Origin of the sequence: Paramuribaculum intestinale (assembly GCF_030759015.1) — a bacterium.
Taxonomy (GTDB): domain Bacteria; phylum Bacteroidota; class Bacteroidia; order Bacteroidales; family Muribaculaceae; genus Paramuribaculum; species Paramuribaculum intestinale.
Genome location: NZ_CP098825.1, coordinates 1,083,011 through 1,106,478, shown reverse-complemented (window position 1 = coordinate 1,106,478; position 23,468 = coordinate 1,083,011). Strand labels below are relative to the sequence as shown.

Sequence of the window (23,468 nt, the reverse complement as noted above, 5' to 3'; positions counted from 1 at the left end):
TCTGTTCACTCAAAGAGGATTTTCGGAGAGATTTGCGTGAGTTGAGGAGGGAGCGATGCGGGCATCGTGACCGATGAAACTTGACGCAAATCGCCCGAAAAGACCTTTGAGGGAATAGAAAGAAGTCCATATATATTATTTCTTCGTGTTAAATTCAAACCTACTCTAAAATCTCATACGTCGCACCTCAACGCTTGAGTTTCAGAGAAGCCCACATCATGGCCGCCAGAGAAGCGAACAATATCAGGCTTCCGAGAGCCAATGCATATCGTCCGAGACACAGCATCACGTAGCAGCACGAGTATATCAGCGTGAGAATCGACGCTATAGTCACGCCCGTGCGAACCGATGCAAGCATCCGCCACATATATCCTCCGATCAGCGCTATGGTCATGACCGAAGCCACCAGATAAGCCATTCCGAACGACACGAACTCCACAAACGAAAGCAGCAGCAGATAGAACATCACCAGCGCCGCGCCTATCAGAAAGCAATTGAACATCGGTATTGCCCGCTTGGTGATCACTTCCGTGAAAAACAGGCTGATAAACGTCAGCACAATGATAATGAAGGCAAATTTCAGGCTGCGGCTGACCTTGCGGTAACGGTCGACTCCCACAAGAAATTTTGCACCGATCACCTGCAGATCGTAAGGCTCTTCAATGACGTAGACCATCTCCGGATCCATCTCACCGCCCAAAATAGAGCGGTCATTGTCCATAAAACTGTTGCACGCATCGGTCGTCATGACACTGTTGCTTTCCCATTTGGCAGAGAAAGTCCGGTCGGTAACCGAACGGTCATCTGGCAGACTGCTTCCGGTAAACGATGGATTGCGGGCTTCACCCTCCATCGTCACGACAGTATGCTGTCCGCTCTGCACTACCTCGATGCTGCCCGATCCGTGGATTCTGAAAGAGAAATCGAAATCCGTGACGCCGTCATCCATTGCGCTTGCGTCAATATCCGCGACAAGGCTGCCACCGTCGCGCCGCCACTCCACAGTGCGGCCTGCGATTCGAAGCGGCTCTATACGATAGATCTTACGTGCCGGGACTCTGACCGTAAGCCTGACATCGTCAGTTCCCGTCGGCAATCGCAACGCATCGAAACTGCCCGACATCTCAACGGCCGCATCATAAACCTCGGCCTCGTATATGCCGCGATGCAGTGTCTTTGACTCTATCGACACATCGCAGCGAAGCGTCCGGGATACAGCCGCCACCGAATCACCCGCCATGACAAACGGACCGCCTATGCGTACTTTTCCACCCCACTCATCGGCTATGCTGTCGGCCACATCGTTGACCGACGACTGACGGTCATAGACCAGTCCCCACACTATCAGGGTGGCTATCATCAGCACCACGCACTGCACCGCCATTAAAACGATCTTCACACCCGGACGGTCAGGCTTGCGTGGAGCCGCCACATAAGCGGGAGGCAACGGAGGCGGAGTTGTTGACATGCCGTTCATTTTATGATCAGTTCGCCATCAGCAGTCTGCCTCATGCGCAGAGTGAAGTACATTGCCAGAGCTATAATCACAAACAGCAGTATGCTGCCTATCAGAAGAGCAAGCGAACCGATGTAGATCAGTATGAGTATCACCGCATACTCAACCACAAGAATCCCTGCGGTGAGCCCTGCGGCTTTGACATTCGCGGTAATGCCCTTGACAAAAAGCGTGATCAGTCCGGCGGTAATAACGGTTACAATGCCGTAGGCAGCCCAGAACGGCACGAATTCAGCCAACGCAAGCAGCATCAGATAAAACAGTCCGAGCGCGCAACCTATGAGCGCATACTGCAGATAATTGACATACTTTCGAAAAGCCACCTCGATGAGAGTGATCGAAATAAGCGAGATGGCTATCAGAGCGAAACAATAGCTCGCGCTGTCCGACACCATCAGTGAACTGCTTTCCGACAGCAGACCCTGACTCTGACGCTCCGCGCCATAATCGCCTATTCCGTCAGCAATCAGAGCAATAATAGCCGAAAACACAGCTATCACAAGCGTCTGTACTCCCAGCCAGGCTGTCGTATGACGCGGAACTGATACTTTTGTCGCAGGCAATGGCGGCATCGGCCGGTTGGCAAAATCATTCATTGTGTCCATATTGCAAAAAAACAATGTTGGTTGTGATTTTGCAAATATAGGGATTTATGCCATTGAGTGCAAATCGCAGCAAATGCAATAAAGCATACGCCGCAACGTATTTAACTATTTTTAAGACCGACGGCCGCGGCGTAGAATCACATACAGTATCACCGGGACACCCACTACGGGGGTCACTGCGTTGAGCGGCAATACCATGTGGGCAGGCAACACACATATCAGATTGCACAGCAGAGCCACTGCCGCGCCAACTACAAGCGTGGCCGGCAACAGCACACGATGATCGGCGGTGCGGAATATCATTCGTGCCACATGCGGCATGGCAAGCCCGATGAAAGCTATCGGGCCGCAGAAAGCCGTGACCGACGACGACAGCAGTCCGGTGGCGAGAAGCAGCATATTGCGTACTCTGCCGAGATTCACACCGAGGCTTGATGCATAGTCGGCTCCGAGCTGCACGATATTGAGCGGCTTTACAAGCAGCAGCGAAAGCACTATGCCTGCGCCCGCGATCAGCGCGAACATAGGCAGACTCGACGATGTCACTCCGCTGAAATTGCCCATGCCCCACATCACATAGCTCTGTATGCCGTCGGCTGTCGACGTGTAGTTGAGGAGCATGATGAGCGACGAGGCAAGATAGCCTATCATCACTCCCACGATCAGGAGCATCAGATCACTGCGTATCACAGCCGACAGCGCGAGCAATACACCGATGACGGCCAGACTGCCCACAAAAGCTCCGGCCATGACTGCAGCATATCCGCTCCAACTCATGACACCGGCGCTGACGCTGCCCCCGAACAGAAGTATCACCACCGCCACTCCCAGACTGGCTCCGGAGTTGATGCCGAGCACCGACGGACCGGCCAACGGATTGCGGAAGGCGGTCTGAAGCAGAAGTCCCGATGCGGCGAGTGCAGCCCCTGCGATGATGGCGGTAAGCATCTGCGGTATGCGGCTGCTGAGAATTATATATTCTACGGCGCCATGCTGCGCGCCCGAGCCTGTAAGAACATCCGTGACCGTCCGGGCCGGAATGTCGACCGATCCGAAATACACGTTCAAGGCAGCAAGCACTGCCGTCAGCAAAATGAGCGCTGCAAATCTCACCGCCGTTGCGTTCATGGCTGAAGAGGTATGAAATAGGAATGTCCGGGATATGGCTCGACCAATCCGGGATGAATGATCGATATCAGCTCGGCAAGCAGCCACTGTGGATGAAACGGCACCTCCTCGTAGAAGTATCTCACCGCGGTGTTGCATCCATAGACTCTTTTCCGGCCGAACGCATCAAAGAGCGGATAGAACGGGCTGTCGGATTCGAGCTGTCCGTAAGTCATGTCGGACGACTGATTGTAGCGTATCAGCCACACCGGAGCATTACGCGCCGTCAGCAGCACCTCCTCACCCGATACAGGATATGATCCCGACGACTGACGCGACGCGAAAGGATTCGTGCCACCGGCATGAGTTATAAACAGTCCCATGGTCGATTGTCCGCCGGGTACATACCACTGCGATCCGTACAGCCGGTCGACAAGCACTTCAGGACGTGTTTCTACATTCTTCACGCGTTTCATCAGCCGTTCGTATTCATTACGCGAATTTCTGAATAACGAGTCGGCCATCGCGCTGCGCCCGAAAAGCATTCCGTAAAATTTCATCCATTCGGCTCTGCCCAATGGCGTCGGCTCCATATAATCGGCACACTCGATGATCGGGATGCCCAGCGAAGTCACTCTGCCGTAACCACCCGAATTCTCAAAAGGCGAGAGCATTATGGCGTCGGGCGAGAGCATCATTATCTTTTCGAGATCAGGCGCGGTGCCTATGCCGCAATCAGCCACCGATCCGTCGGCCATGCGAGCCGTTACTGCAGGAGTATGGATATACTTCGAATCACATACCCCTCCTATCGACTCCCCCGCTCCAAACTCGTCGATAAGCGACACATGCACTGCCGAGTAGACCAATGCGTTTTTCAACGGAGTGCGCACCAACGTGCCTTCAGGCAATGATGACGGCACCGGCAGCGAATCGGCCACAAGCACGTAGGTGTGGAGCGTGCGCAGCGTGTCCCACGGGTTGCGTATCCTGACCACTGCAAACGAATCGGTCTCGTCAATCGTTATATTGCGTGCGAAATCAAATCGCATCGCATCGCCCCTCTGATGGCTGACGGCGCCCGAGCCACCCCCGCACGAAACGAGCGAGATGGCTGCGGCCGCCGTCAGGACTGCAGAAAAAAAAGTATGTAGGGCTTTGTCTGTGGCTCTGATCATTTGGCCACCTCAGCAATATTGAAGTTCACGTAGCAGGGGCCAACACCGGTGTCATAGTGCTTCACGAGCGATCCGTCGGCCTTGTACTGTTCGACATATCCCGGAGTAGAATAGCTTGCATAACCGCCCACCATATTGTAGGAAGTGACAAACACATCGCCCACAACCGGATCAACGGCTATCGCTGCCGGCGAATCGACTCCCGACACAGGGAAAGCACTGATCGTGCCGGTGGCAGTATCAAGCACCTTGTAATCGATCGAGCTTGCGCCGTAGGGGGCGTTGATGAAGTATAGCTTGCCGGCGCCGGCGCCCATCAGAGTAGCCGGAGCTATGGCATTGACAGTGTTGTCGTTGACGATCTGACGGAGTGTAGCGGGATTGGCCGCGCTGTAGTCACCCATCGTTATGACATATACATTATTGCCGTCAGAGGCCATTTTTGTGGGATTGATGCCGACATTGATTTTCTTCTCCTCCGTGAACGATCCGAGTGCTATTTTCGATACGGTGCATCCGTCGGCATATCCGTTCTGATAGTTCATGCCATCGGAGTTGGCCACATACAGATAATCGCCGGCCACACACATCTCTTCCGGGTTCGGGCCTACCTTTACAGCTCCGTCGATCGAAAGCGAAAGAGTATCGATACGCTGAACGTAGCCGTTGTACATCGATGCATAGACTTTGCCTTCGTGAGCGAGCACAAAGCGGGGTTCCTGACCTTCGGAAGCGTCAAACGGGATGGTTTTCAGCGACTTCAGAGATACACGGTCAACAACCTCTATGAGATTGGACTGATATACGGCAATATACATCTTAGAGCCGTACACTACTGCATTCTGAGGGGTATCGCCGAGCACGCGGCCATTGGCAGCCTTGAACACATCCTGCAATGCCTGACCCGTAGCATAGTCAATGAATGTGAGGCTGCCGGGAATGTTGTTGCGGAGATTGCCGCTGTTGACGATAAACGCACCGTTTGACACGGTCACGGTTTCAATCTCATGGTCGGGACCGTCATCATCGCTACAAGCGGCAAATGACAGCGGAAGGGCTGCGACGAGAAGTCGCGAAATGAATTTGTTCATACGGTTTCTTACTGTTTTCTTTTTTGGTTATAGTTGATATTTCAGTGTCAGCCGCCACGAGCGCCCGGGCATGGGGTAGCGTGCTATCACCTGATATTGCTTGTTGAATATATTGTCGATATCAAACGATGCCTCCCACCGATGGCTGAAAAGCATCAGACTGCGGCGCAGCGACACTCCGGCCTCCACATATCCGTCGATGCGTGTGTCGGGAAGGTTGCTGTTGGTGGCATAGCGGGAGCTGACGCCGACGGCTTTCACCACAACGTCGACCCAGGGATTGCTGTAGGCCACCGAGCCGCCCCCGGAATTGAGCGGTATATATGCCACCTGCTTGCCGTATTCGGCCGACGTCCGGTCGGTCAGTGGCTTCGACCGCTGATAGCTGTAGTTGACATTCCATTCGAGCTTATGGTCTTTTGCCAGAGCCATATCAGCCGCCAGAGTCAGGTCAATGCCTGTGGCACGTACCTTGTCAAGATTGACCATTGTCCATACAAACATGTTGTAGGGCACCCCGACTATCATATCGTCGATATTGTTGAGATAGGCGTCGGCAGTCATGGTCAGCCGTGTGAACCACACCGATGGAGATATGTCGAGAGTTGTCCCGACGTTGAACTGACGCGTCGTTTCCGGACGCAGATCAGTGCTGCCGTAGTGAAAAAAGTACGACTCATTGAAGGTCGGCACACGGAAGATGCTTTTGAACGATGCCCGCAGACGCCATTCGCGCGACGCCAACGGCTGAAATGAAATGCTTGCCGATGGTGAAAGCTTGTAATTGTCGCGAGCCTCATCTCCATTATGCACTTTGTTGATATATATCGATCCGAGCAGCGACGCTGTGGCTGTCAGACGCCCGGTGCGGTAACGCCCTGTCAGCGATTGAAGAATCGTGTAGCGACTCGGCCCAACCTCCTGCGGCAGGTTGCTCGACAGATTGCCATAGGCGAAGTCGGCCGCATAATTCAGTGCCAGCCGGTCGGCAGGCATCCACAGCAACACACCGGAAGCGTATGCCTCGCGCTGAAAGTAGTCCTGATCAAGACGGCCCCCGGGATAATGTCCGTTGACGTCATCGTAGAGCGATGCCTCCCAGTTGAACTTACTTGTAAGCTTGAGCGACAGATTGCTTGAAAGGGTGCTGCGCCACAAAGCCTGTGCGAAAGCGTTGCGCTCACGCAGTCTCTCATTGCACTGCGGATTATAGTATATAACCGGTCCGGGCAGCTGGCGTCCGTTGTCGTAATAATAGATTTTGGCTGAAAGCGATGACTTGCGTCCGACCGGCAGTGTCATATTGATTTCGCCATGACCGGAATTCATCAGCGAATTTCTGCGTCGCTCGCGCGAGGAATAAATGCCGTTGCGGAGTGTGAACGGATAGTCGTTGAGCGCATGGGTGAACTCACCTATAAAACCGATAGCCAGACCGTCGGCGCGGCTTGTGCCGATCTTCACAAACGGGTTGAGCAGACCGAACGAGCCGACACGCATCTGCGCCGTCAGCCACAGCGAGTCCGCTTCCGAAACCATCGGAGCCGACGAAAGTATGAGCGACGAGGCCGAAGCAAGAGCTCTGGCCGGAATGAAAATGTCGTCGTTGTCGCCTATGACAAGCGACAGACTGCCCATATTGTCGAGTGAGTAACGCGACAGATCCACCTCCCCGCTGCGGTTGTTTGAAAGGGTCACCCCATCGTAGACCACTCCGGTGTGAGCCGCTCCGAAACTTCTGACAGCCACAGTCTTCATGCCGCCCGCGCCGCCATAGTCCTTCAGGTTGATACCGGGCAGACGTTTCAATGCCGAAGATATATCGGTTGCGCCCATGGCCTTCAGTGTCGACGATCCGAGGGAGAATCGAGGGGCAGTCGAACGGTCGGCCTTCTGCGTAACAGCTTCGATCGTGACCTCCGGAAGAGCACGGATGTCCGACAGCGAGTCGGGGAGAGCCTCCGCCGCCATAGCCAAGCCACAGCACGCAAGAGATCCGGCCAGAGCCACAGCCCTGACCGACGCATACGATATGGTCGCCGATAATGTAGGTGTATGAATTCTCATCCTCGAAAGAATCATATTATGTATGAATAAGGAATCGGCGGCAGGTCTTCGGACTTATTTCAGCTTTTCCGGAAGCCTTCCCGAAGCGCTGTGACGCGCCCCAGTGGCATATTTTCCGGTGCCTTTATGAAAATTACCGCAGCGGGACTGTCCGGGAGTCTCACCCGTGTTCCCTTTTAATCGCCCAGCCATATGACAGGTCAGGACGAACCGCTTCTCCGTCTGCAAAAGTAATATTTAATTTCAAAGCCCACAAATATTTTCATTAACTTTGCAAAAACGTATTGCAAATGTATTGAAAACAAACCTTGTAAGAAGCTGACCTATCGCATGATGAAGCAAAGCAGTCACACAGCAGGAAATAGAGGACGTCAGCGCGTAACGGCCGATGAGATCATAGCCACAATGGAGGATATGACCGACGAAAAACAGCGCGAAGTATTGTGTCGTTTTTTCAAGACCGCCCCCGGACAATACGGCGAGGGCGATAAGTTTCTCGGCATAAGAGTACCTGCCACCCGGATGATAGTCAAGGAAGCGCGTCTTTGCGTCGCACCGGATCAGATCGCCCGGCTGCTTGCATCGCCATGGCATGAGATCAGGCTTGCAGGATTTCTGCTGTTGGCCGAAGAGATGTCGGCGGCTCTCCCGCGTAGAGGCGTCGACACGCCTTCACTGGCGGCAAAGCGTGGGAAGATTGCACGGTTTTATCTCGCACACGCCTCCAGAGCCAACAACTGGGATCTGGTGGATCTCTCGGCGCCTTACATCATAGGCCGATGGCTGCTCTATCCTGATGCCGACGGAAAGCTTCCCGACCGTGGGATTCTCGACACTCTGGCATCGCACAGCGACCTGTGGCATCAACGGATCGGAATCGTCGCCACCCTCGCGCTGATACGCCAAGGGCAGACGGCCGACACACTCCGGATAGCCACACGCCTGCTCGACCACAGACACGATCTGATCCACAAAGCCACGGGATGGATGCTGCGCGAGGTCGGAAAGAAAGACCCCGGCTGTCTGCTGGAATATCTCGAATCACACTTCAGAGATATGCCGCGCACAGCACTGCGATATGCCATAGAGCGTCTGCCTGAGCCACAACGCCTGTATTGGCTCAAAAGACAATAAAAACCACTACAGACTCAAGACATGAACATAGAAGAAGTAAGAGAGTATGGCCTTTCACTGCCCCACGCTACAGAGCGGTGTCCGTTTGGCTCCGACACGCTGTCGCTTGAAATCGGCGGGAGAATATTCTGCCTGATGACCCTTGATAACCAATGGGATTTCTACAATCTCAAGGCCGATCCGGATTTTGCAATAGAACTGCGCGACAGATACGCAAGCATCCGCCCGGGCTATCACATGAACAAGCGGCACTGGATCTCGGTCGACTTTCATGGCGACGTCCCCGACGCGGTCCATCGCGAACTGATACTCCACTCCTATCGCCAGACAGCCATGAAACTGCCGCGCAATGTGCGCGAACAACTCTCAATCACCTGATAAGACAGAGCGTCGTCCGACGATATCCGACGCAGAACCCCTTCCAACAAAAATCATTTTTTATATCCGGCTCGTCAGTAATCTGCGGCCTGCCGGAGTCATATTTACTTCGACAGCATTATCGAAAGAATCTCGCGGTCGGTCTGCGCCATGCCCTGCAGGCCTATGCGTGTAAGATTGTCGATCGAACGATCCACATCCTCGTCGACAATGCCTTCGAGAGAGCTCACCGAGGTGTCCTCCATGGCCATCAGCGCGGCATATACGGCGGTTGACACCCCTGAGGTCACTTTAAGCGCACAGCTTGGCTTGGCTCCGTCGCATATCATTCCGGTAAGATTGCCTACCATGTTTTTCACAGCGTGACATATCTGACGATATCCGCCACCCATGAGAAGTGTCAGGCCACACGACGATCCGGTGGCTGCGACAACACACCCGCAAAGCGCTGACAGACGTCCGAGCTTCTGCTTGATATAGATGACTGTCAGATGGCTCAAGGCAAGCGCCCGCAGCATCTCGTCATCCGACTTACCGTTCTCTCTGGCATACACCACCACCGGCACCGTCGCCGATATGCCCTGATTGCCGCTGCCCGAATTGCTCATCACAGGAATCATGGCTCCGCCCATGCGCGCGTCACAGGCGGCAGCCGTCAGCGACACTATGTGCGTAAACTGCGTGTCGCCCATCATCTTCGATCCGTGTCTACCGCCCAATATCTTCCCTAAAGCATGGCCGTAATTTCCCTCTATGGATATTCTCGAAGCTGCAAGATTGAGCTTCGACGCCTCAAGCAGAAAGCCCAGTTCGGCGAGCGGCGTTGTCGTGGCGAATTCATAGACCGTTTCGAGTGTCAGATCGGTCGTATGATCCTCGGCGGCATCTCCGTCGGTGAGCCGCTGGTCAAGCACCACATCATTGTCGGCCGAGAGATACACGAAATTGGTATGACCGCCGGCTATGATGGCTACAGTCTTGTGGCCGCCGGCCTCGCAACAGATCTCTATATACAGTTTCTCGGCAATTCCATCCTTGAGCGATATGAATATACGCGAAGCGTCGACCATAGCCTTGCCACGACCCACGGCATCGCTGTCGACATCGCGGAGCACTTCGAGCCCCAGTTCGGGCTTGCCGCATATCGCTCCAAGGGCTATGGCTATGGGCAGACCGGTCATACCGGTGCCCGGAATCCCTACACCCATGGCGTTCTTGATGATATTCGCGCTGAGAGTGGCCGTGATGCGCTCCGGTTCACATCCGAGCATACGCGAGGCCTTGGCCACACAGAGAGCCACGGCTATCGGTTCGGTACATCCTATGGCAGGCACCACCTCGCTTTTGATCAGCGATATGATGCGGGCACGCCGTTCGTTGTCGATCATGGTGAATTTATGAGTATGGAATTATAGAGAATCCTGTCGGACAGGAACTGATCTCCGGTCAGAAGTAATATGTGCCACGCACATACCAGTAGCGGTTGCGTGCGCTGTAGTTGGTGAGTACCTTGGCTTTGACTACATAGGTCATGCCCATATTATAGCCTGCGGTCAGCTGCCAGCGGCGCATGATCTCCACGCCGCCACCCATGTCAAGAGCCAGCGTTCCGCCGGCAAAATCCATTGCGTCGCATTTGCTGTGGCCTGCAAGAATGCTGAACTCCGGTCCGAAATATACAAGCGGAGCTATTTTCTCCTCCAGTCCGCCAAGACGTGTCCACTTGAAACGCACGTGGAGCGGGATCACAGCATAATGCATCCGGAGCTGTTCGTTGCCATAGCCCTGGCTGCTCCACATCTTGCGCTCGCCCAGATGCACCTTGGAGCCGGTCATCTCATAGTGCAGACCGATATCCAGTCCGAATCCGATACCGGGGAACATCATTTCGCCGGTTACGCCGGCCGAAAACCCTGTGGATTTATCGACAGTGACAAGTTCCTGCTTAAACTTGAGATTATTGACATTAACTCCCGCCTGCGCACCCCAGCGGAACTGTGCGAATGCCTCTGACGGCACAGTCATTGCCGCAGCAACGGCGATCGCCGCGGCTGTGCGGCGCAGATATGATCTGATTGGTTGTATCATGATGATAGTGCTATATTTTCGGCAAAGGTACAAAACACTCCCGACATACCCGCCCCAACTGCACCAAAAAATCGCATTGCGCGGCTAACTGTTTCTGAAATGGAGCGGTTGTTAGATCCTAATGGCCATCCATCGACGTTTGCCTGCATTTCCACAACCCATCACTGTTTGGCATAAAAAATAAGCCGGGTCTCTCAAGGAACACCCCGGCGCTAAACTGGCATGATAGCCTTGCAGCTAAAGTCCATCACAAAAGTAATACTTTTCTTTTACACTCCAAATAATTCTTTTACACTCCAAATAATGACACCGCAAAAATTTCGCGAATTTACCAAAAAAGATGAAAAGAGCTCGCAAAGCTTCTCCGCAGCGATCTGCCGCGGCTCATGGTAACAAAGGCGATGCAGCATTTCCGGGCAATTTCGCCCGGATCACCCCAAAATGCGCAAGACGACAAAACGAATATGACAAAAAAACTGACATGACAACGAAGAATTAACCGCGGTAATAAAGAATTTTGTAACTTTGTAGGCACGGCCGATGCTGTCGGCAAAGGCCTGACACTATTTCAACGACAACTATTCCGACAGAAATTATGAAAAAATGCCCTTATTGCGCCGAAGAGATTCAGGACGACGCCATAAAATGCCGATACTGCGGCAGCGCTATCGATAACGGATATGGCCAGACGCCGCCCCCATACGGCGATCAGCAAGCCCATTACGCCGGCCAGTCATCACCGTCAGACCCTTACGCGATGTGGTATGCCAATGACGCTTTCGCATCGGGTCCGCAAGGACGGAGCCGCGGAGTGACTGCCCTGCTGGCCATACTGTTAGGCTGGCTCGGAATCCACTATTTCTATATCGGGAAAACCACCGGCGGCATAGTGTTTCTGTTGCTGACGGTGATCTCCTGCGGATCAATTCCTGCACTTTTAGGGCTGATACAGGGCATAATGATGCTCTGCATGACCAATCAGGAATTTGAGAACCGCTATCTGCTCACCACTTCATCATTCCCATTCTGATGCGCCGGTACATACCTGTGCTAACCATAGCCGGATCCGACTCATCGGGCGGCGCAGGCATTCAGGCCGACATCAAGACCATGTCGGCCATAGGGTGCTACGGCATGTCGGCCATTACAGCCCTGACGGCACAGAACACCGTCGGCGTGGGAGCCATAGAGGGGGTAAGCCCCATGATGGTCAAGGCACAGATCGACGCCGTGTTTGCCGACATATCGCCTGCTGCTGTCAAGACCGGAATGCTCTTCAGCGCTCCGATAGTCGAGGCTGTGGCCGAAGTGCTCGGACATCACTGCGTCAAAAATCTTGTGGTCGACCCGGTGATGGTGTCGACAAGCGGCAAACGCCTGATCGCCGACGATGCAGTGGAAGCCATGAGACGGACACTCTTTCCTATGCTCACACTCATCACCCCCAACCGCAACGAGTCAGAGGCGCTTACCGGCTGCGACGACCCACGCCGGCAGGCCGAGGAACTGCGCCGACAAGGATGCGCCAATGTGCTCGTAAAGGGTGGCGATTCGGATGCGGTAGATTTCAAGACAGATATGCTGCTCACAGCCGATGGCGACTGGATTGAGCTCAAAGCCGATGCGGTCGACACCCCCAACACACACGGCACCGGATGCACTCTGTCGTCGGCCATAGCGTGCTACATGGCTATAGGCTACAGTCTGCCAAGAGCCGTGGAGATGGGCAAGCTTTTCGTCACCCGCGCACTCCGCTCCGGCGCTAAAGTCACTACCGGCAAAGGCCACGGCCCGGTCGACCACTTTTTCTCACCACGCAAACTTAAGATCACATGAACATAACAATCAACGGCAAAACGTATGATATGCCTGAGGCATCCACACTGCAGGATGCTCTTGAGGCGGCTAACGTAAAACCGCAAGGCATAGCCACTGCGCTCAACAATCATGTGGTGACAGCCGACATGCGTCCGAAAACGGTGCTGACCGATGGCGACCGCGTAGTAGTCATCACAGCTTTTTACGGCGGATGACCGACATGATGCGGATAGCTGTCACCGGAACCGACCCGCGCCACGACGAGGGAGAATGGATCGCCACAATCCTGCGCGAAGGCTGGGATGCAGTGCACCTGCGTCACCCTGCGGCCTCGCTGTCAGAGATGCGTCGACTGATCGAGAGCGTGCCGCAGCAATTTCATTCACGGCTACGACTCCACGGGCATTTCGAACTGATCAACGAATTCAATGTCGGAGGGCTGCATCTCAACCGACGCTGCCCTGCCCCTCCCGCCAATTATCGGGGAGGTCTGTCGCGTTCATGCCACACAGTCGAAGAGATCGCCGAGGCCGACAGCCATCTCGAATATGTCACACTCAGTCCGGTGTTCGACAGCATATCCAAACCGGGCTACACCGCTGCATTCAGCGACTATGAACTGGAGAGCATCGAAACATTTTCATCACCGATTGTTATAGCATTAGGCGGAGTCACTCCGGAGCACACCGGTTATCTGCGCAGAGCCGGCTTCGGCGGATATGCCGTGCTCGGCTACCTTTGGGCAGCCTCCGGGCAACAGGATCTCGAACACCGGCTCCGCCAGTTTGTTTAACCAGAATTCAATTAAAACAGATCTACGACTATGTTGCAGTTCATAACCAATCCTTCCGACCGCTGGTCGATAGCCGAGGAAGTGCGGATGGCCATTGAGGGCGGATGCCGCTGGATACAGCTGCGTATGAAGGACGCTTCCGACGAGGATGTGCGCCGGACTGCTCTGGAACTCATACCCCTATGCCGCGACCACGACACATTCCTGATAATCGACGACCGTGTGGAACTCGTCAACGAGTTGCGCGTATCGGGAGTGCATCTCGGCCGCGGCGACATGGATCCGATGGAAGCACGCGAGCTTCTCGGCCCGCACGCAATAATAGGCGTCACAGCCAACACCGCCGAAGATATAATCAAATGGAAAGGGAAGGATGTGGATTATGTAGGCCTCGGCCCCGTACACACCACCTCGACCAAAAAAAATCTCGCCCCGGTGCTCGGCACCGATGGGGTCAAAGAGGTTGTCGACACCGTGCGCAAGGCCGGAGTCGAGTTGCCGATCGTAGCTATCGGCGGCCTCACGCTCGACGATGTAGATCCGCTTAAAGCGGCAGGGATCAACGGCATAGCCGTAAGCGGGGCGATCATCAACGCTCCCGATCCAATGCTCTACACTATGAAGATAATGGAACGTCTGATGGATATTCCTCACGACTGAACTACAATACACTTGCAATGGAAGACATTTTGACAATAGGAGGACGGGGATTCCATTCCCGCCTCTTTGTCGGCACGGGCAAATTCGCCTCCAACCGGCTTATGCTTGACGCCATACTGGCGTCGGGTTCGGAAATGGTCACCGTGGCCATGAAGCGCATCGACATGGACCACGAGGAAGAGGACAACATGCTCCAGCACATCAACCGCGAGCATGTCACTCTTCTGCCCAACACTTCGGGCGTGCGCAACGCCGAAGAGGCTGTAATGGCCGCACGGCTCGCCCGCGACTGTTTCGGCACCGACTTCATCAAACTAGAGATCCATCCCGATCCCAAGTATCTGCTGCCTGACCCGGTGGAAACACTAAAGGCTACAGAGATACTGGCCCGGGAGGGATTCCATGTGCTCCCCTACATACAGGCCGACCCGGTGCTCTGCAAACGCCTTGAAGAGGCAGGCACAGCCGCAGTCATGCCGCTGGGAGCGCCGATCGGCACCAACAAGGGACTGCGTACACGCGACCTGCTTGAAATCATCATAGCGGAGAGCACGGTGCCGGTAGTGGTCGACGCCGGCATAGGAGCGCCGTCGCATGCGGCCGAGGCTCTGGAGATCGGAGCCGATGCTGTGCTTGTGAACACTGCCATAGCCGTGGCGCGCAACCCTGTGGAGATGGCTGTCGCATTCAGGCTCGCCGTCGAGGCCGGCCGCAAAGCCCGTCTGGCCGGACTCGGACGGGTGGCCACCGGCGCTGCCGTCCACGCTCAGGCCACAAGCCCTCTCACCTCATTCCTTGACTGATTTCCAACCCTATCACATAGAATTATGACTATCGACAATATCAATCTCCACAGCTATCCCGGCTCGGAGAAAACATACATGCACGGCGAGATACACCCCGATGTGAAAGTAGGCATGCGCCGTGTCATACTCACCCCCACGGTCAAAGTAGCTCCCGACGGCACGAAGACCGTCAGGGAGAACGAACCGGTCTACGTTTACGATACAAGCGGCGTTTATACCGATCCGGATGTGACCACCGACATCAACCGCGGACTCCCTCGCATACGCGAACAGTGGAACGCACGGCGCGACGATCTCGAGCAGCTGCCTGAAATCACCTCGGAATACGGCCGTCAGCGCGAAGCCGACCGTTCGCTCGACGCGATACGGTTCGCCAACCGCCACCGTCCGCTGAGAGCTAAACAGGGTTGCCGCATCACGCAGATGGATCTCGCCCGGCGAGGTATCATCACCCCTGAAATGGAGTATGTGGCCATCCGCGAGAACATGAACTGCGCGGCTCTCGGCATCAAGAGCTACATCACTCCTGAAACGGTGAGAGAAGAAGTTGCCGCCGGACGCGCCGTGATCCCGGCCAATCCCAATCATCCCGAAGCGGAGCCGATGATCATAGGCCGCAAATTCGCCGTGAAGCTCAACACCAACATCGGCAACTCGGCTCTGTCGTCGGGCATCGAGGAGGAGGTAAGCAAAGCCGTGTGGAGCTGCTACTGGGGCGGCGACACACTTATGGATCTCTCCACCGGAGCCAACATACACGAAACGCGCGAATGGATCATCCGCAACTGTCCGGTGCCCGTAGGTACTGTGCCGGTATACCAGGCTCTCGAAAAGGTGGACGGCAGCGTGGAGCGCCTCTCGTGGGAGATATACCGCGACACGCTCATAGAGCAGGCCGAGCAGGGTGTGGACTACTTCACCATCCATGCCGGCGCACTCCGCGCCCACGCCGACATGATCAACGAACGCCTGACGGGAATCGTGAGCCGCGGAGGATCCATCATGACACGATGGGCGGTGATCCACAACGAGGAAAACTTCCTCTACACCCACTTCGACGAGATATGCGAGATACTGGCACAGTATGACGTGGCCGTATCGCTCGGCGACGGCCTCCGCCCGGGTTCAATCCATGATGCCAACGACCGCTCGCAGTTCCTCGAACTCGACGTGCTCGGCGAACTCACCGAAAAGGCTTGGGTCCACGGCGTACAGGTGCTGATAGAGGGTCCCGGCCATGTGCCGATGCAGAAGATACAGGAGAATATGGACCGTCAGCTCGACAAATGCCACGAAGCCCCGTTCTACACACTAGGCCCGCTGACCACTGACATAGCTCCCGGCTACGACCATATCACCTCGGCCATAGGCGCCGCACAGATCGCTTGGGCCGGCACCGCAATGATATGCTATGTCACGCCCAAAGAACATCTGGCACTCCCCAATCTCGACGATGTGCGTCAGGGCGTGATCACCTACAAGATCGCCGCCCACGCCGCCGACCTCGCCAAGGGTTATCCCGGCGCACAGGTGCGCGACGACGCGATGAGCCTCGCACGCTACGACTTCAGGTGGAAAGACCAGTTCAACCTGTCGCTTGACCCGGAGAAAGCCCGTCGCTACTATGTGGAGAGTCACCGCGACGACGACCATTTCTGCACCATGTGCGGACCCAACTTCTGCGCGATGCGCATATCGCAGTCGACAGCCGAAGAGTGCGCGAAATAATCCGACAGCGATGTTTTACGACGAACTGAAAAAATATGACTGGGACCGCACCACCGCCGAGATCGCGGCCAAGACGGCCTCGGATGTGGAAACGGCTCTCGCCAAGGAGCATCTTGACGTGGACGACTTCATGGCGCTCATATCGCCGGCCGCACAACCATATATCGAAGAGATGGCGCAGCTGTCGCACGCCTATACGCTCGAACGCTTCGGAAAGACCATTTCGATGTATATACCGCTCTATGTGAGCAACGCCTGCACCAACAAGTGCGTGTATTGCGGATTTAACCACGACAATCCTTTCACGCGCATCACTCTGTCACTCGATCAGGTGAAGAAAGAGTGTGAGGCTATCCGGCGCCTCGGCCCGTTTGAGAATCTGCTGGTGGTGTCGGGAGAGTTCCCGAGGCTCAACGGCGTGGACTATCTCGAGAAGGTGCTGCAGGTGGCACGGCCATATTTCAGCAACCTCACCATCGAGGTGATGCCAATGAAGACCCGCGACTATCAGCGGCTGACAGGCAGCGGGCTGAACGGTGTGGTGTGCTTTCAGGAGACATATCATGAGGAGGCCTACAAGACCTATCATCCCCACGGCATGAAATCCATTTTCGAATGGCGTGTCAACGGATTTGACCGCATGGGTCAGGCCGGAGTGCACAAGATAGGCATGGGAGTGCTCATAGGCCTTGAGGACTGGCGCACCGACGTGACGATGATGGCACGTCATCTGCGCTATCTCCGCAAACATTACTGGAAGACCCGCTACAGCATCAACTTCCCGCGCATGTGTCCGGCCGAAGGAGGCTATCAGCCGAAAGTGGTGATGACCGACCGTGAGCTTGCCCAGCTGACATTCGCTTTCAGAATATTCGACCATGACGTCGACATATCCTACTCCACCCGCGAATCTCCGTCATTCCGCGCCAACATGATGAAACTCGGAGTGACCTCCATGAGCGCCGGCAGCAAGACCGATCCGGGAGGCTATTGCTCCGAACCCGACTCGCTGGAGCAGTTTGAAGTCACCGACTCGCGCACCCCCGCACAGGTGGCCGAAGAGATACGCTCGCTCGGCTACGAAACAGTATGGAAGGACTGGGACCGCTGCTTCGACTGAACAGACAGAACTTGACGCACAACTATTGTCGCCCCCGTCATTGCGGATCCATCCATGATAGCGCAATAACGGGGGCGACGCGGTTGGCGAAATAAAAAAAAAGCGGTAACTTTGTATCGGATTTCAATAAAGATAAGGTAAACAAAGATGATAGCGGTAAACAATTTAGGCATACAGTTTGGAAAAAGAGTGTTGTTTCAGGATGTGAACATGAAATTCACTCCTGGCAACTGCTACGGCATTATCGGCGCCAACGGTGCCGGCAAATCCACACTGATGCGTATGCTGAGCGGACAGCTCAGTCCCACCCACGGCACTATAACCCAAGGCCCGGGCGAACGCATGAGTGTGCTCGAACAGGATCACTTCAAATTTGATGAATTCACTGTGATGGACACAGTGCTCCAGGGTCACACCGTGCTTTGGGACATCATGAAGGAGAAGGATGCCCTGTATGCCAAGGCCGACTTCAGCGATGCCGACGGCATACGCGCCTCGGAGCTTGAGGAGAAGTTCGCCGAACTCGAAGGGTGGAATGCAGAGAGCGACGCCGCGAGCCTGCTCAGCGGCCTCGGCATAAAGGAGGACAAGCACTATATGCTCATGAAGGACCTAAGCGGTAACGAGAAAGTGCGTGTGCTGCTCGCCAAAGCCCTCTTCGGCAACCCCGACAATCTGCTTCTCGACAAACCTACCAACGACCTTGATCTCGACACCGTGGCATGGCTCGAAAATTATCTGTCAAACTTTGAGAATACCGTCCTTGTGGTTTCACACGACCGTCACTTCCTCGACTCCGTGTCGACCCACACCCTTGACATCGACTACAACAAGGTGTCGCTCTTCGCCGGCAACTACAGCTTCTGGTATGAGTCGAGCCAGCTCGCTCTCCGCCAGCAACAGCAGCAGAACAAGAAGGCAGAGGAGAAGCGCAAGGAGCTGCTTGAATTCATACAGCGATTCAGCGCCAATGTGGCCAAATCAAAGCAGACCACAAGCCGCAAGAAGATGCTTGAAAAGCTCAATATCGAGGAGATCCAGCCCTCGTCGCGACGCTATCCGGGCATCATATTCACTCCAGAGCGCGAACCCGGCAACAAGATACTGGAAGTGCACGGGCTTACAGCATCGGTCGACGGCGAACTGCTCTTCAAGGATGTGAATTTCCAGATCGAGAAAGGCGACAAGGTGGCATTCCTGAGCCGCGATCCGCGTGCCATGACTGCCCTGTTTGAAATAATCAACGGCAACCGCAAGGCCGATGCCGGCACGTATGACTGGGGTCAGACCATAACCACGGCCTATCTGCCGCTCGACAATTCCGACTTTTTCAATACCGACATGAATCTGGTAGACTGGCTGTGCCAGTTCAGCGACGATTCAAGCGAGATATATCTCAAGGGATTCCTCGGCAAGATGCTCTTCTCGGGAGAAGAGGTGCTTAAGAAGGCATCGGTGCTCTCCGGCGGCGAGAAAATGCGCTGCATGATAGCCCGCATGATGCTTCGCAACGCCAACACCATGGTGCTCGACTCCCCCACCAACCATCTTGATCTGGAATCGATACAGGCGTTCAACAACACTCTTCAGAGCTTCAAGGGCAACATACTGCTGTCGTCGCACGACCATGAGTTTATCCAGACCGTGTGCAACCGCATCATAGAGCTTACGCCGTCAGGAATCATCGACAAGATGATGGACTACGATGACTATATCACCGACGAGCGCGTAGCCGCTGCCCGTGAGAAAATGTACGGAACGAACTAAACGACCGCGCGATGGTAAAGCATATCGTCACTTTCAAACTGTCGGGAAGCACCGAGGAACGTGCGGCGGTGGCTCTACGGTTTGCCGAAGCCCTGAAGGCACTGCCCGGACAGATAGAATGCCTTGAAAGCATCGAGGTGGGCATCAACGAGAATCCTGCCGAAGACTGGGACGTGGTATTGACAGCCACATTGCCGTCGCTCGCCGACGTAGCCGTCTATGCGGCTCATCCGGCTCATGTGGCCGCCGCCTCGATCATAGCCGGATGCAAGGCTGCACGGGCTTGTGTGGACTACACCGTCGGCTGACCGGCTGCCGAGGCTGTTGCCGACATCAGGCGTGCTGCTCCGTCGGCCGACACAAAAGCGTCAGCGGGTATGATCAGATATCGGGCGGATCGTCCGCGAAGACGTAGGACGCAGGCGCTTCTTGACGACACGACATCGACAATATCACTAAAAGATACCGACTCAAAATCATCGTCGACCATGGCTTCAGTCTGTGGCGACGATGATTTTTCTTGTAAAAGAGATGCGTCATTTCCGCCGGCCTCTTCATCTGAAGGATCATCGCATTCATCTGAAGGTTCATCGCACGGTTTCTGGAATATGACCTCAATCCCCGCAGAGTTGAGCAGAATTCTTTTGGGCGCGACACAGAGCCGTGCCTCCGAAGTGACCACTGACCTCATGCATATATGCAGCATGACTATCGGATATACGCAGAACGCCAGGATCACTCCGGCAAATATCCAGCGCATGCCATCAGCGTCGGCAAGTCCAGCTATCAGGCATCCAAGCGCCACAACTACAGGAATCCACACCCACCGGCCGACAATACGGCCGAACGCAAGACGCAGATATGCCGAAGGAGGTGTGGCGAAGACTCCGGTCAGCGGTTCGCCTGACGGAGTAGTGCCGTCGGCCAACGGCAAGGCGCGTCCGTCGGCTGACGAAACGCGCCCCGCTTCATTATATCGTCCGGTCGACAATGCCAATGGTCAGTCGAGTTTATGTATGACAAGTCCGGAACGGAGCTTTGGCTCGAACCAGGTGGTCTTCGGAGGCATGATATTGCCTGAATCGGCAATATCCATCAGCTGCTTCATCGACACAGGATAGAGGGCGAGAGCCATGGCCATCTCTCCGCTGTCGACGCGGCGGCTCAACTCGCTGAGACCGCGTATGCCGCCTACAAAATCTATGCGTTTGTCGGATCGGAGATCCGTGATGCCGAGTATGTCGCGGAGTATCAGATCGCTCGATATGGTCACGTCAAGCACTCCGATTGGATCCTGATCGTTGTAGCGGCCCTCGCGTGCGGTGAGCGAATACCATATTCCGGCCAGATAGAGCGAAAAGTTGTGGAGTTTTTCGGGCTTATATATGTCAGCGCCTCTGGCCTCCACGATGAAATCCTTTTCGAGCCGGCCGAGAAACTCCTCCGGCGTAAGCCCGTTGAGATCGCGCACCACACGATTGTAGTCGATAATCTTGAGGTGTGACGCAGGGAATGCCACCGCCAGGAAATAATTGTACTCTTCATCGCCCCGGTGGCCGGGATTGGCCTTTGCTTTTTCGGCGCCTACGAGAGCTGCGGCCGCAGTGCGGTGATGTCCGTCGGCGATATACAGATATGGTATCCTGGCGAATTCACCGGTTATGGCTTCGATCGTGGCCTTGTCGTCGATCACCCAAAAATGGTGGCCGAATCCGTCGGGAGCCGTGAAATCATATTCCGGCGCTCCTTTCGTGACATCAGCTATGATGCGCTCAAGCACGTCATTGTCGGGGAAAGCGAAGAATACAGGCTCGACATTGGCATTGTTGATCCTGACATGCTTCATGCGGTCCTCCTCCTTGTCGCGGCGCGTTAGCTCATGCTTCTTGATGCGTTCCTCCATATAGTCGTCGACATTGGCCGCTATGACGATTCCATACTGTGTGCGTCCGTCCATCGTCTGGGCGTAGATGTAGTAATGGTCGTCATCGTCCTGCACAAGCCATCCGTTGCTCTGGAAGGCATTGAAGTTTTCCACTGCCTTGTCGTAGACCCGCGGATCATGCTCGTCGGTCGACGGGTCGAAGTCGATCTCCGGCTTGATGATGTGGTACAACGATTTGGGGTTGCCGTCGGCCTCACGCCGCGCTTCATCGGAATTGAGCACGTCGTAGGGGCGCGATGCCACCTCTTCAACCAGTTCTCTTGGGGGACGTACGCCCCTGAAGGGTTTGATTTTTGCCATAATGTCAGGTATCAATTAAGGTAAGTTATCTGCATGTCGGGCGGCCGACAGCTTTTTATTCAAAAGCTGTCGCGCACGATTGTCTGTTCGCGGTCGGGACCGATCGAAACCACGGCTATCGGGGTCTGAAGCTCTTTTTCGAGGAATGCCACATAGTCGCTGAATGCCTTGGGGAATTCCTGTTCGCTCTTCATGCCCGTCATGTCGGTCTTCCATCCGGGAAGGGTGACGTAGACCGGCTTGACATCCACGCCGTCGACGGTGTAGGGGAAGTCCTCAACACGCTTGCCGTCGATCTCGTAGGCCACACAAGCCTTGATTTCGTCGAATCCGTCGAGCACGTCGCTTTTCATCATTATGAGTTTGGTGACGCCGTCGATCATGATGGCGTATCTGAGCGCCACGAGATCTATCCATCCGCAACGGCGTTCGCGTCCGGTCACGGCTCCGTATTCGTGGCCGAGATCGCGGATGAGGCGGCCTGTTTCGTCGAACAGTTCAGTGGGGAACGGTCCGCTGCCTACTCTTGTGCAGTAGGCCTTGAATATTCCGTAGACGTCGCCTATGCGGTTGGGAGCCACTCCGAGTCCGGCGCAGGCTCCGGCTGTAATGGTGTTGGACGATGTCACGAACGGGTATGATCCGAAGTCAACGTCGAGCAGTGTGCCCTGCGCTCCCTCGCACAATACGCTTTTGCCGTCGGCGAGCGCCCGGTTGATGAAGAATTCGCTGTCGACGATATCGAAAGTCTTGATATATTCGATGGCATCCATCCATTTGCTTTCAAGCTCGGCTGTGTCGGGCTTTTCGCCGAGTGCGGCGAGCATGTCGATATGACGGTCGCGCGCTTTGGCGTAGCGCTCTCTGAAGTCGGAAAGCAGCGTGTCGCCGAGTCGCAGTCCGTTGCGGCTGATCTTGTCGGTATATGTCGGTCCGATGCCTTTGCCCGTAGTGCCTATCTTCGAGATGCCCTTGGCTTTTTCGTTGGCAGCGTCAAGCAGGCGGTGGGTAGGCATGATCAGGTGCACTTTCTTCGATATTTTCAGGATTGACCGCAGGGGTATGCCTGATTTTTCAAGGCTTTCGGCCTCTTCGCGGAAGAGCACCGGGTCAAGAACCACGCCGTTGCCTATAAGGTTGGTCTTGCCGTCCTGAAAAATTCCTGAGGGAATTGAACGCAACACATATTTCTTGCCTTCGAACTCAAGGGTGTGTCCGGCATTAGGTCCGCCCTGGAAACGGGCTATGATGTCATAGCGCGGCGTGAGTACGTCCACTACTTTTCCTTTTCCTTCATCGCCCCACTGGAGGCCGAGCAACACGTCTACTTTCATTGCTTTACGATATTGTATGATTGGTGTCGAATT

The 23,468-nt window shown here is 55.0% G+C and carries 23 protein-coding genes and 1 riboswitch; of the genes, 12 read left to right on the top strand and 11 right to left on the bottom strand.

Annotated elements, in window-relative coordinates:
• Window positions 1–187 precede the first annotated feature (187 nt).
• From NF347_RS04900 to NF347_RS04875, 6 genes are all read right to left on the bottom strand, one after another.
• Complete coding sequence (locus NF347_RS04900) at window positions 188–1,468, bottom strand: inner membrane CreD family protein (protein ID WP_161553842.1); 1,281 nt, start codon at window positions 1,466–1,468, stop codon at window positions 188–190.
• 5 nt (window positions 1,469–1,473) lie between these two features.
• Complete coding sequence (locus tag NF347_RS04895) at window positions 1,474–2,121, bottom strand: inner membrane CreD family protein (protein WP_107035815.1); 648 nt, start codon at window positions 2,119–2,121, stop codon at window positions 1,474–1,476.
• A gap of 111 nt (window positions 2,122–2,232) precedes the next feature.
• Window positions 2,233–3,249, bottom strand: coding sequence for an iron ABC transporter permease (locus tag NF347_RS04890; protein ID WP_107035814.1), 1,017 nt, complete (start codon window positions 3,247–3,249; stop codon window positions 2,233–2,235).
• A complete protein-coding gene (locus tag NF347_RS04885; RefSeq protein WP_370364726.1) occupies window positions 3,246–4,280 on the bottom strand; it encodes an ABC transporter substrate-binding protein in 1,035 nt (344 codons plus the stop codon). The genes NF347_RS04890 and NF347_RS04885 overlap by 4 nt, the downstream gene beginning before the upstream one ends.
• A 122-nt stretch (window positions 4,281–4,402) precedes the next feature.
• A complete protein-coding gene (locus tag NF347_RS04880; protein WP_107035812.1) occupies window positions 4,403–5,497 on the bottom strand; it encodes a DUF5074 domain-containing protein in 1,095 nt (364 codons plus the stop codon).
• 27 nt (window positions 5,498–5,524) lie between these two features.
• On the bottom strand, window positions 5,525–7,564 hold the full coding sequence (locus tag NF347_RS04875; RefSeq protein ID WP_161553841.1) for a TonB-dependent receptor plug domain-containing protein: 2,040 nt from the start codon (window positions 7,562–7,564) through the stop codon (window positions 5,525–5,527).
• A gap of 22 nt (window positions 7,565–7,586) precedes the next feature.
• Window positions 7,587–7,794, bottom strand: a riboswitch (cobalamin riboswitch).
• 100 nt (window positions 7,795–7,894) lie between these two features.
• Here NF347_RS04875 and NF347_RS04870 point away from each other — a divergent pair.
• Both NF347_RS04870 and NF347_RS04865 read left to right on the top strand, forming a co-directional pair.
• Window positions 7,895–8,698 carry a DNA alkylation repair protein gene (locus tag NF347_RS04870; protein WP_237613005.1) on the top strand — a complete coding sequence of 268 codons (804 nt, stop codon included), beginning with the start codon at window positions 7,895–7,897 and terminating at the stop codon, window positions 8,696–8,698.
• A gap of 21 nt (window positions 8,699–8,719) precedes the next feature.
• Window positions 8,720–9,076 (top strand): MmcQ/YjbR family DNA-binding protein, encoded by a 357-nt coding sequence (locus tag NF347_RS04865; RefSeq protein ID WP_107035810.1) that lies wholly within the window; start codon window positions 8,720–8,722, stop codon window positions 9,074–9,076.
• Window positions 9,077–9,180: 104 nt separating this feature from the next.
• Here the strand turns inward: NF347_RS04865 and NF347_RS04860 are convergent, their stop codons facing one another.
• Together NF347_RS04860 and NF347_RS04855 are read right to left on the bottom strand one after the other, a co-directional pair.
• A complete protein-coding gene (locus tag NF347_RS04860) occupies window positions 9,181–10,464 on the bottom strand; it encodes an L-cysteine desulfidase family protein (RefSeq protein WP_107035809.1) in 1,284 nt (427 codons plus the stop codon).
• Window positions 10,465–10,522: 58 nt separating this feature from the next.
• Window positions 10,523–11,164: a porin family protein gene (locus tag NF347_RS04855; protein ID WP_107035808.1), complete on the bottom strand. Its 642-nt coding sequence runs from the start codon at window positions 11,162–11,164 to the stop codon at window positions 10,523–10,525.
• Window positions 11,165–11,759: 595 nt separating this feature from the next.
• Between NF347_RS04855 and NF347_RS04850 the strand changes: the two genes are divergently transcribed.
• From NF347_RS04850 to NF347_RS04805, 10 genes are all read left to right on the top strand, one after another.
• Window positions 11,760–12,194 (top strand): TM2 domain-containing protein, encoded by a 435-nt coding sequence (locus NF347_RS04850; RefSeq protein WP_107035807.1) that lies wholly within the window; start codon window positions 11,760–11,762, stop codon window positions 12,192–12,194.
• Window positions 12,194–13,000, top strand: coding sequence for a bifunctional hydroxymethylpyrimidine kinase/phosphomethylpyrimidine kinase (gene thiD, locus NF347_RS04845; RefSeq protein ID WP_107035806.1), 807 nt, complete (start codon window positions 12,194–12,196; stop codon window positions 12,998–13,000). The genes NF347_RS04850 and thiD overlap by 1 nt, the downstream gene beginning before the upstream one ends.
• The gene (gene thiS / locus NF347_RS04840) at window positions 12,997–13,197 is read left to right on the top strand and encodes a sulfur carrier protein ThiS (RefSeq protein WP_107035805.1); all 201 of its coding nucleotides are present in this window, start codon (window positions 12,997–12,999) and stop codon (window positions 13,195–13,197) included. Before thiD ends, thiS begins: the two co-directional genes overlap by 4 nt.
• A 5-nt stretch (window positions 13,198–13,202) precedes the next feature.
• The gene (locus NF347_RS04835) at window positions 13,203–13,775 is read left to right on the top strand and encodes a thiamine phosphate synthase (protein WP_161553845.1); all 573 of its coding nucleotides are present in this window, start codon (window positions 13,203–13,205) and stop codon (window positions 13,773–13,775) included.
• Window positions 13,776–13,805: 30 nt separating this feature from the next.
• Entirely contained in the window at window positions 13,806–14,435 is a 630-nt protein-coding gene (locus NF347_RS04830) for a thiamine phosphate synthase (protein WP_107035803.1), read from the top strand.
• A 17-nt stretch (window positions 14,436–14,452) separates the two neighbouring features.
• Window positions 14,453–15,238: a thiazole synthase gene (locus tag NF347_RS04825; protein WP_161953397.1), complete on the top strand. Its 786-nt coding sequence runs from the start codon at window positions 14,453–14,455 to the stop codon at window positions 15,236–15,238.
• A 24-nt stretch (window positions 15,239–15,262) separates the two neighbouring features.
• Window positions 15,263–16,969 (top strand): phosphomethylpyrimidine synthase ThiC, encoded by a 1,707-nt coding sequence (thiC, locus tag NF347_RS04820; protein WP_107035802.1) that lies wholly within the window; start codon window positions 15,263–15,265, stop codon window positions 16,967–16,969.
• Window positions 16,970–16,979: 10 nt separating this feature from the next.
• Window positions 16,980–18,089: a 2-iminoacetate synthase ThiH gene (gene thiH, locus NF347_RS04815; protein WP_107035801.1), complete on the top strand. Its 1,110-nt coding sequence runs from the start codon at window positions 16,980–16,982 to the stop codon at window positions 18,087–18,089.
• Window positions 18,090–18,236: 147 nt separating this feature from the next.
• Entirely contained in the window at window positions 18,237–19,856 is a 1,620-nt protein-coding gene (locus tag NF347_RS04810; protein WP_306254326.1) for an ABC-F family ATP-binding cassette domain-containing protein, read from the top strand.
• Window positions 19,857–19,867: 11 nt separating this feature from the next.
• Entirely contained in the window at window positions 19,868–20,164 is a 297-nt protein-coding gene (locus tag NF347_RS04805) for a Dabb family protein (protein WP_107035799.1), read from the top strand.
• Here NF347_RS04805 and NF347_RS04800 read toward each other — a convergent pair.
• The 3 genes from NF347_RS04800 to NF347_RS04790 are packed head-to-tail and all read right to left on the bottom strand — an operon-like array spanning window position 20,149 to window position 23,435.
• The gene (locus NF347_RS04800) at window positions 20,149–20,853 is read right to left on the bottom strand and encodes a hypothetical protein (protein ID WP_133166430.1); all 705 of its coding nucleotides are present in this window, start codon (window positions 20,851–20,853) and stop codon (window positions 20,149–20,151) included. The two genes, NF347_RS04805 and NF347_RS04800, sit on opposite strands and share 16 nt — an antisense overlap.
• Window positions 20,854–20,856: 3 nt before the next feature.
• Window positions 20,857–22,101 carry a DUF1015 domain-containing protein gene (locus tag NF347_RS04795; protein WP_107035797.1) on the bottom strand — a complete coding sequence of 415 codons (1,245 nt, stop codon included), beginning with the start codon at window positions 22,099–22,101 and terminating at the stop codon, window positions 20,857–20,859.
• Window positions 22,102–22,160: 59 nt separating this feature from the next.
• Window positions 22,161–23,435: an adenylosuccinate synthase gene (locus NF347_RS04790; RefSeq protein WP_107035796.1), complete on the bottom strand. Its 1,275-nt coding sequence runs from the start codon at window positions 23,433–23,435 to the stop codon at window positions 22,161–22,163.
• Between the last annotated feature and the right edge of the window lie 33 nt (window positions 23,436–23,468).

Excerpts from the sequence above, each read along its gene's own strand:
- NF347_RS04900 (WP_161553842.1), bottom strand. The coding sequence starts at position 1,468 with ATGTCAACAACTCCGCCTCCGTTGCCTCCCGCTTATGTGGCGGCTCCA.
- NF347_RS04895 (WP_107035815.1), bottom strand. The coding sequence starts at position 2,121 with ATGGACACAATGAATGATTTTGCCAACCGGCCGATGCCGCCATTGCCT.
- NF347_RS04890 (WP_107035814.1), bottom strand. The coding sequence starts at position 3,249 with ATGAACGCAACGGCGGTGAGATTTGCAGCGCTCATTTTGCTGACGGCA.
- NF347_RS04885 (WP_370364726.1), bottom strand. The coding sequence starts at position 4,280 with ATGCGATTTGATTTCGCACGCAATATAACGATTGACGAGACCGATTCG.
- NF347_RS04880 (WP_107035812.1), bottom strand. The coding sequence starts at position 5,497 with ATGAACAAATTCATTTCGCGACTTCTCGTCGCAGCCCTTCCGCTGTCA.
- NF347_RS04875 (WP_161553841.1), bottom strand. The coding sequence starts at position 7,564 with ATGAGAATTCATACACCTACATTATCGGCGACCATATCGTATGCGTCG.
- NF347_RS04870 (WP_237613005.1), top strand. The coding sequence starts at position 7,895 with ATGATGAAGCAAAGCAGTCACACAGCAGGAAATAGAGGACGTCAGCGC.
- NF347_RS04865 (WP_107035810.1), top strand. The coding sequence starts at position 8,720 with ATGAACATAGAAGAAGTAAGAGAGTATGGCCTTTCACTGCCCCACGCT.
- NF347_RS04860 (WP_107035809.1), bottom strand. The coding sequence starts at position 10,464 with ATGATCGACAACGAACGGCGTGCCCGCATCATATCGCTGATCAAAAGC.
- NF347_RS04855 (WP_107035808.1), bottom strand. The coding sequence starts at position 11,164 with ATGATACAACCAATCAGATCATATCTGCGCCGCACAGCCGCGGCGATC.
- NF347_RS04850 (WP_107035807.1), top strand. The coding sequence starts at position 11,760 with ATGAAAAAATGCCCTTATTGCGCCGAAGAGATTCAGGACGACGCCATA.
- thiD (WP_107035806.1), top strand. The coding sequence starts at position 12,194 with ATGCGCCGGTACATACCTGTGCTAACCATAGCCGGATCCGACTCATCG.
- thiS (WP_107035805.1), top strand. The coding sequence starts at position 12,997 with ATGAACATAACAATCAACGGCAAAACGTATGATATGCCTGAGGCATCC.
- NF347_RS04835 (WP_161553845.1), top strand. The coding sequence starts at position 13,203 with ATGATGCGGATAGCTGTCACCGGAACCGACCCGCGCCACGACGAGGGA.
- NF347_RS04830 (WP_107035803.1), top strand. The coding sequence starts at position 13,806 with ATGTTGCAGTTCATAACCAATCCTTCCGACCGCTGGTCGATAGCCGAG.
- NF347_RS04825 (WP_161953397.1), top strand. The coding sequence starts at position 14,453 with ATGGAAGACATTTTGACAATAGGAGGACGGGGATTCCATTCCCGCCTC.
- thiC (WP_107035802.1), top strand. The coding sequence starts at position 15,263 with ATGACTATCGACAATATCAATCTCCACAGCTATCCCGGCTCGGAGAAA.
- thiH (WP_107035801.1), top strand. The coding sequence starts at position 16,980 with ATGTTTTACGACGAACTGAAAAAATATGACTGGGACCGCACCACCGCC.
- NF347_RS04810 (WP_306254326.1), top strand. The coding sequence starts at position 18,237 with ATGATAGCGGTAAACAATTTAGGCATACAGTTTGGAAAAAGAGTGTTG.
- NF347_RS04805 (WP_107035799.1), top strand. The coding sequence starts at position 19,868 with ATGGTAAAGCATATCGTCACTTTCAAACTGTCGGGAAGCACCGAGGAA.
- NF347_RS04795 (WP_107035797.1), bottom strand. The coding sequence starts at position 22,101 with ATGGCAAAAATCAAACCCTTCAGGGGCGTACGTCCCCCAAGAGAACTG.
- NF347_RS04790 (WP_107035796.1), bottom strand. The coding sequence starts at position 23,435 with ATGAAAGTAGACGTGTTGCTCGGCCTCCAGTGGGGCGATGAAGGAAAA.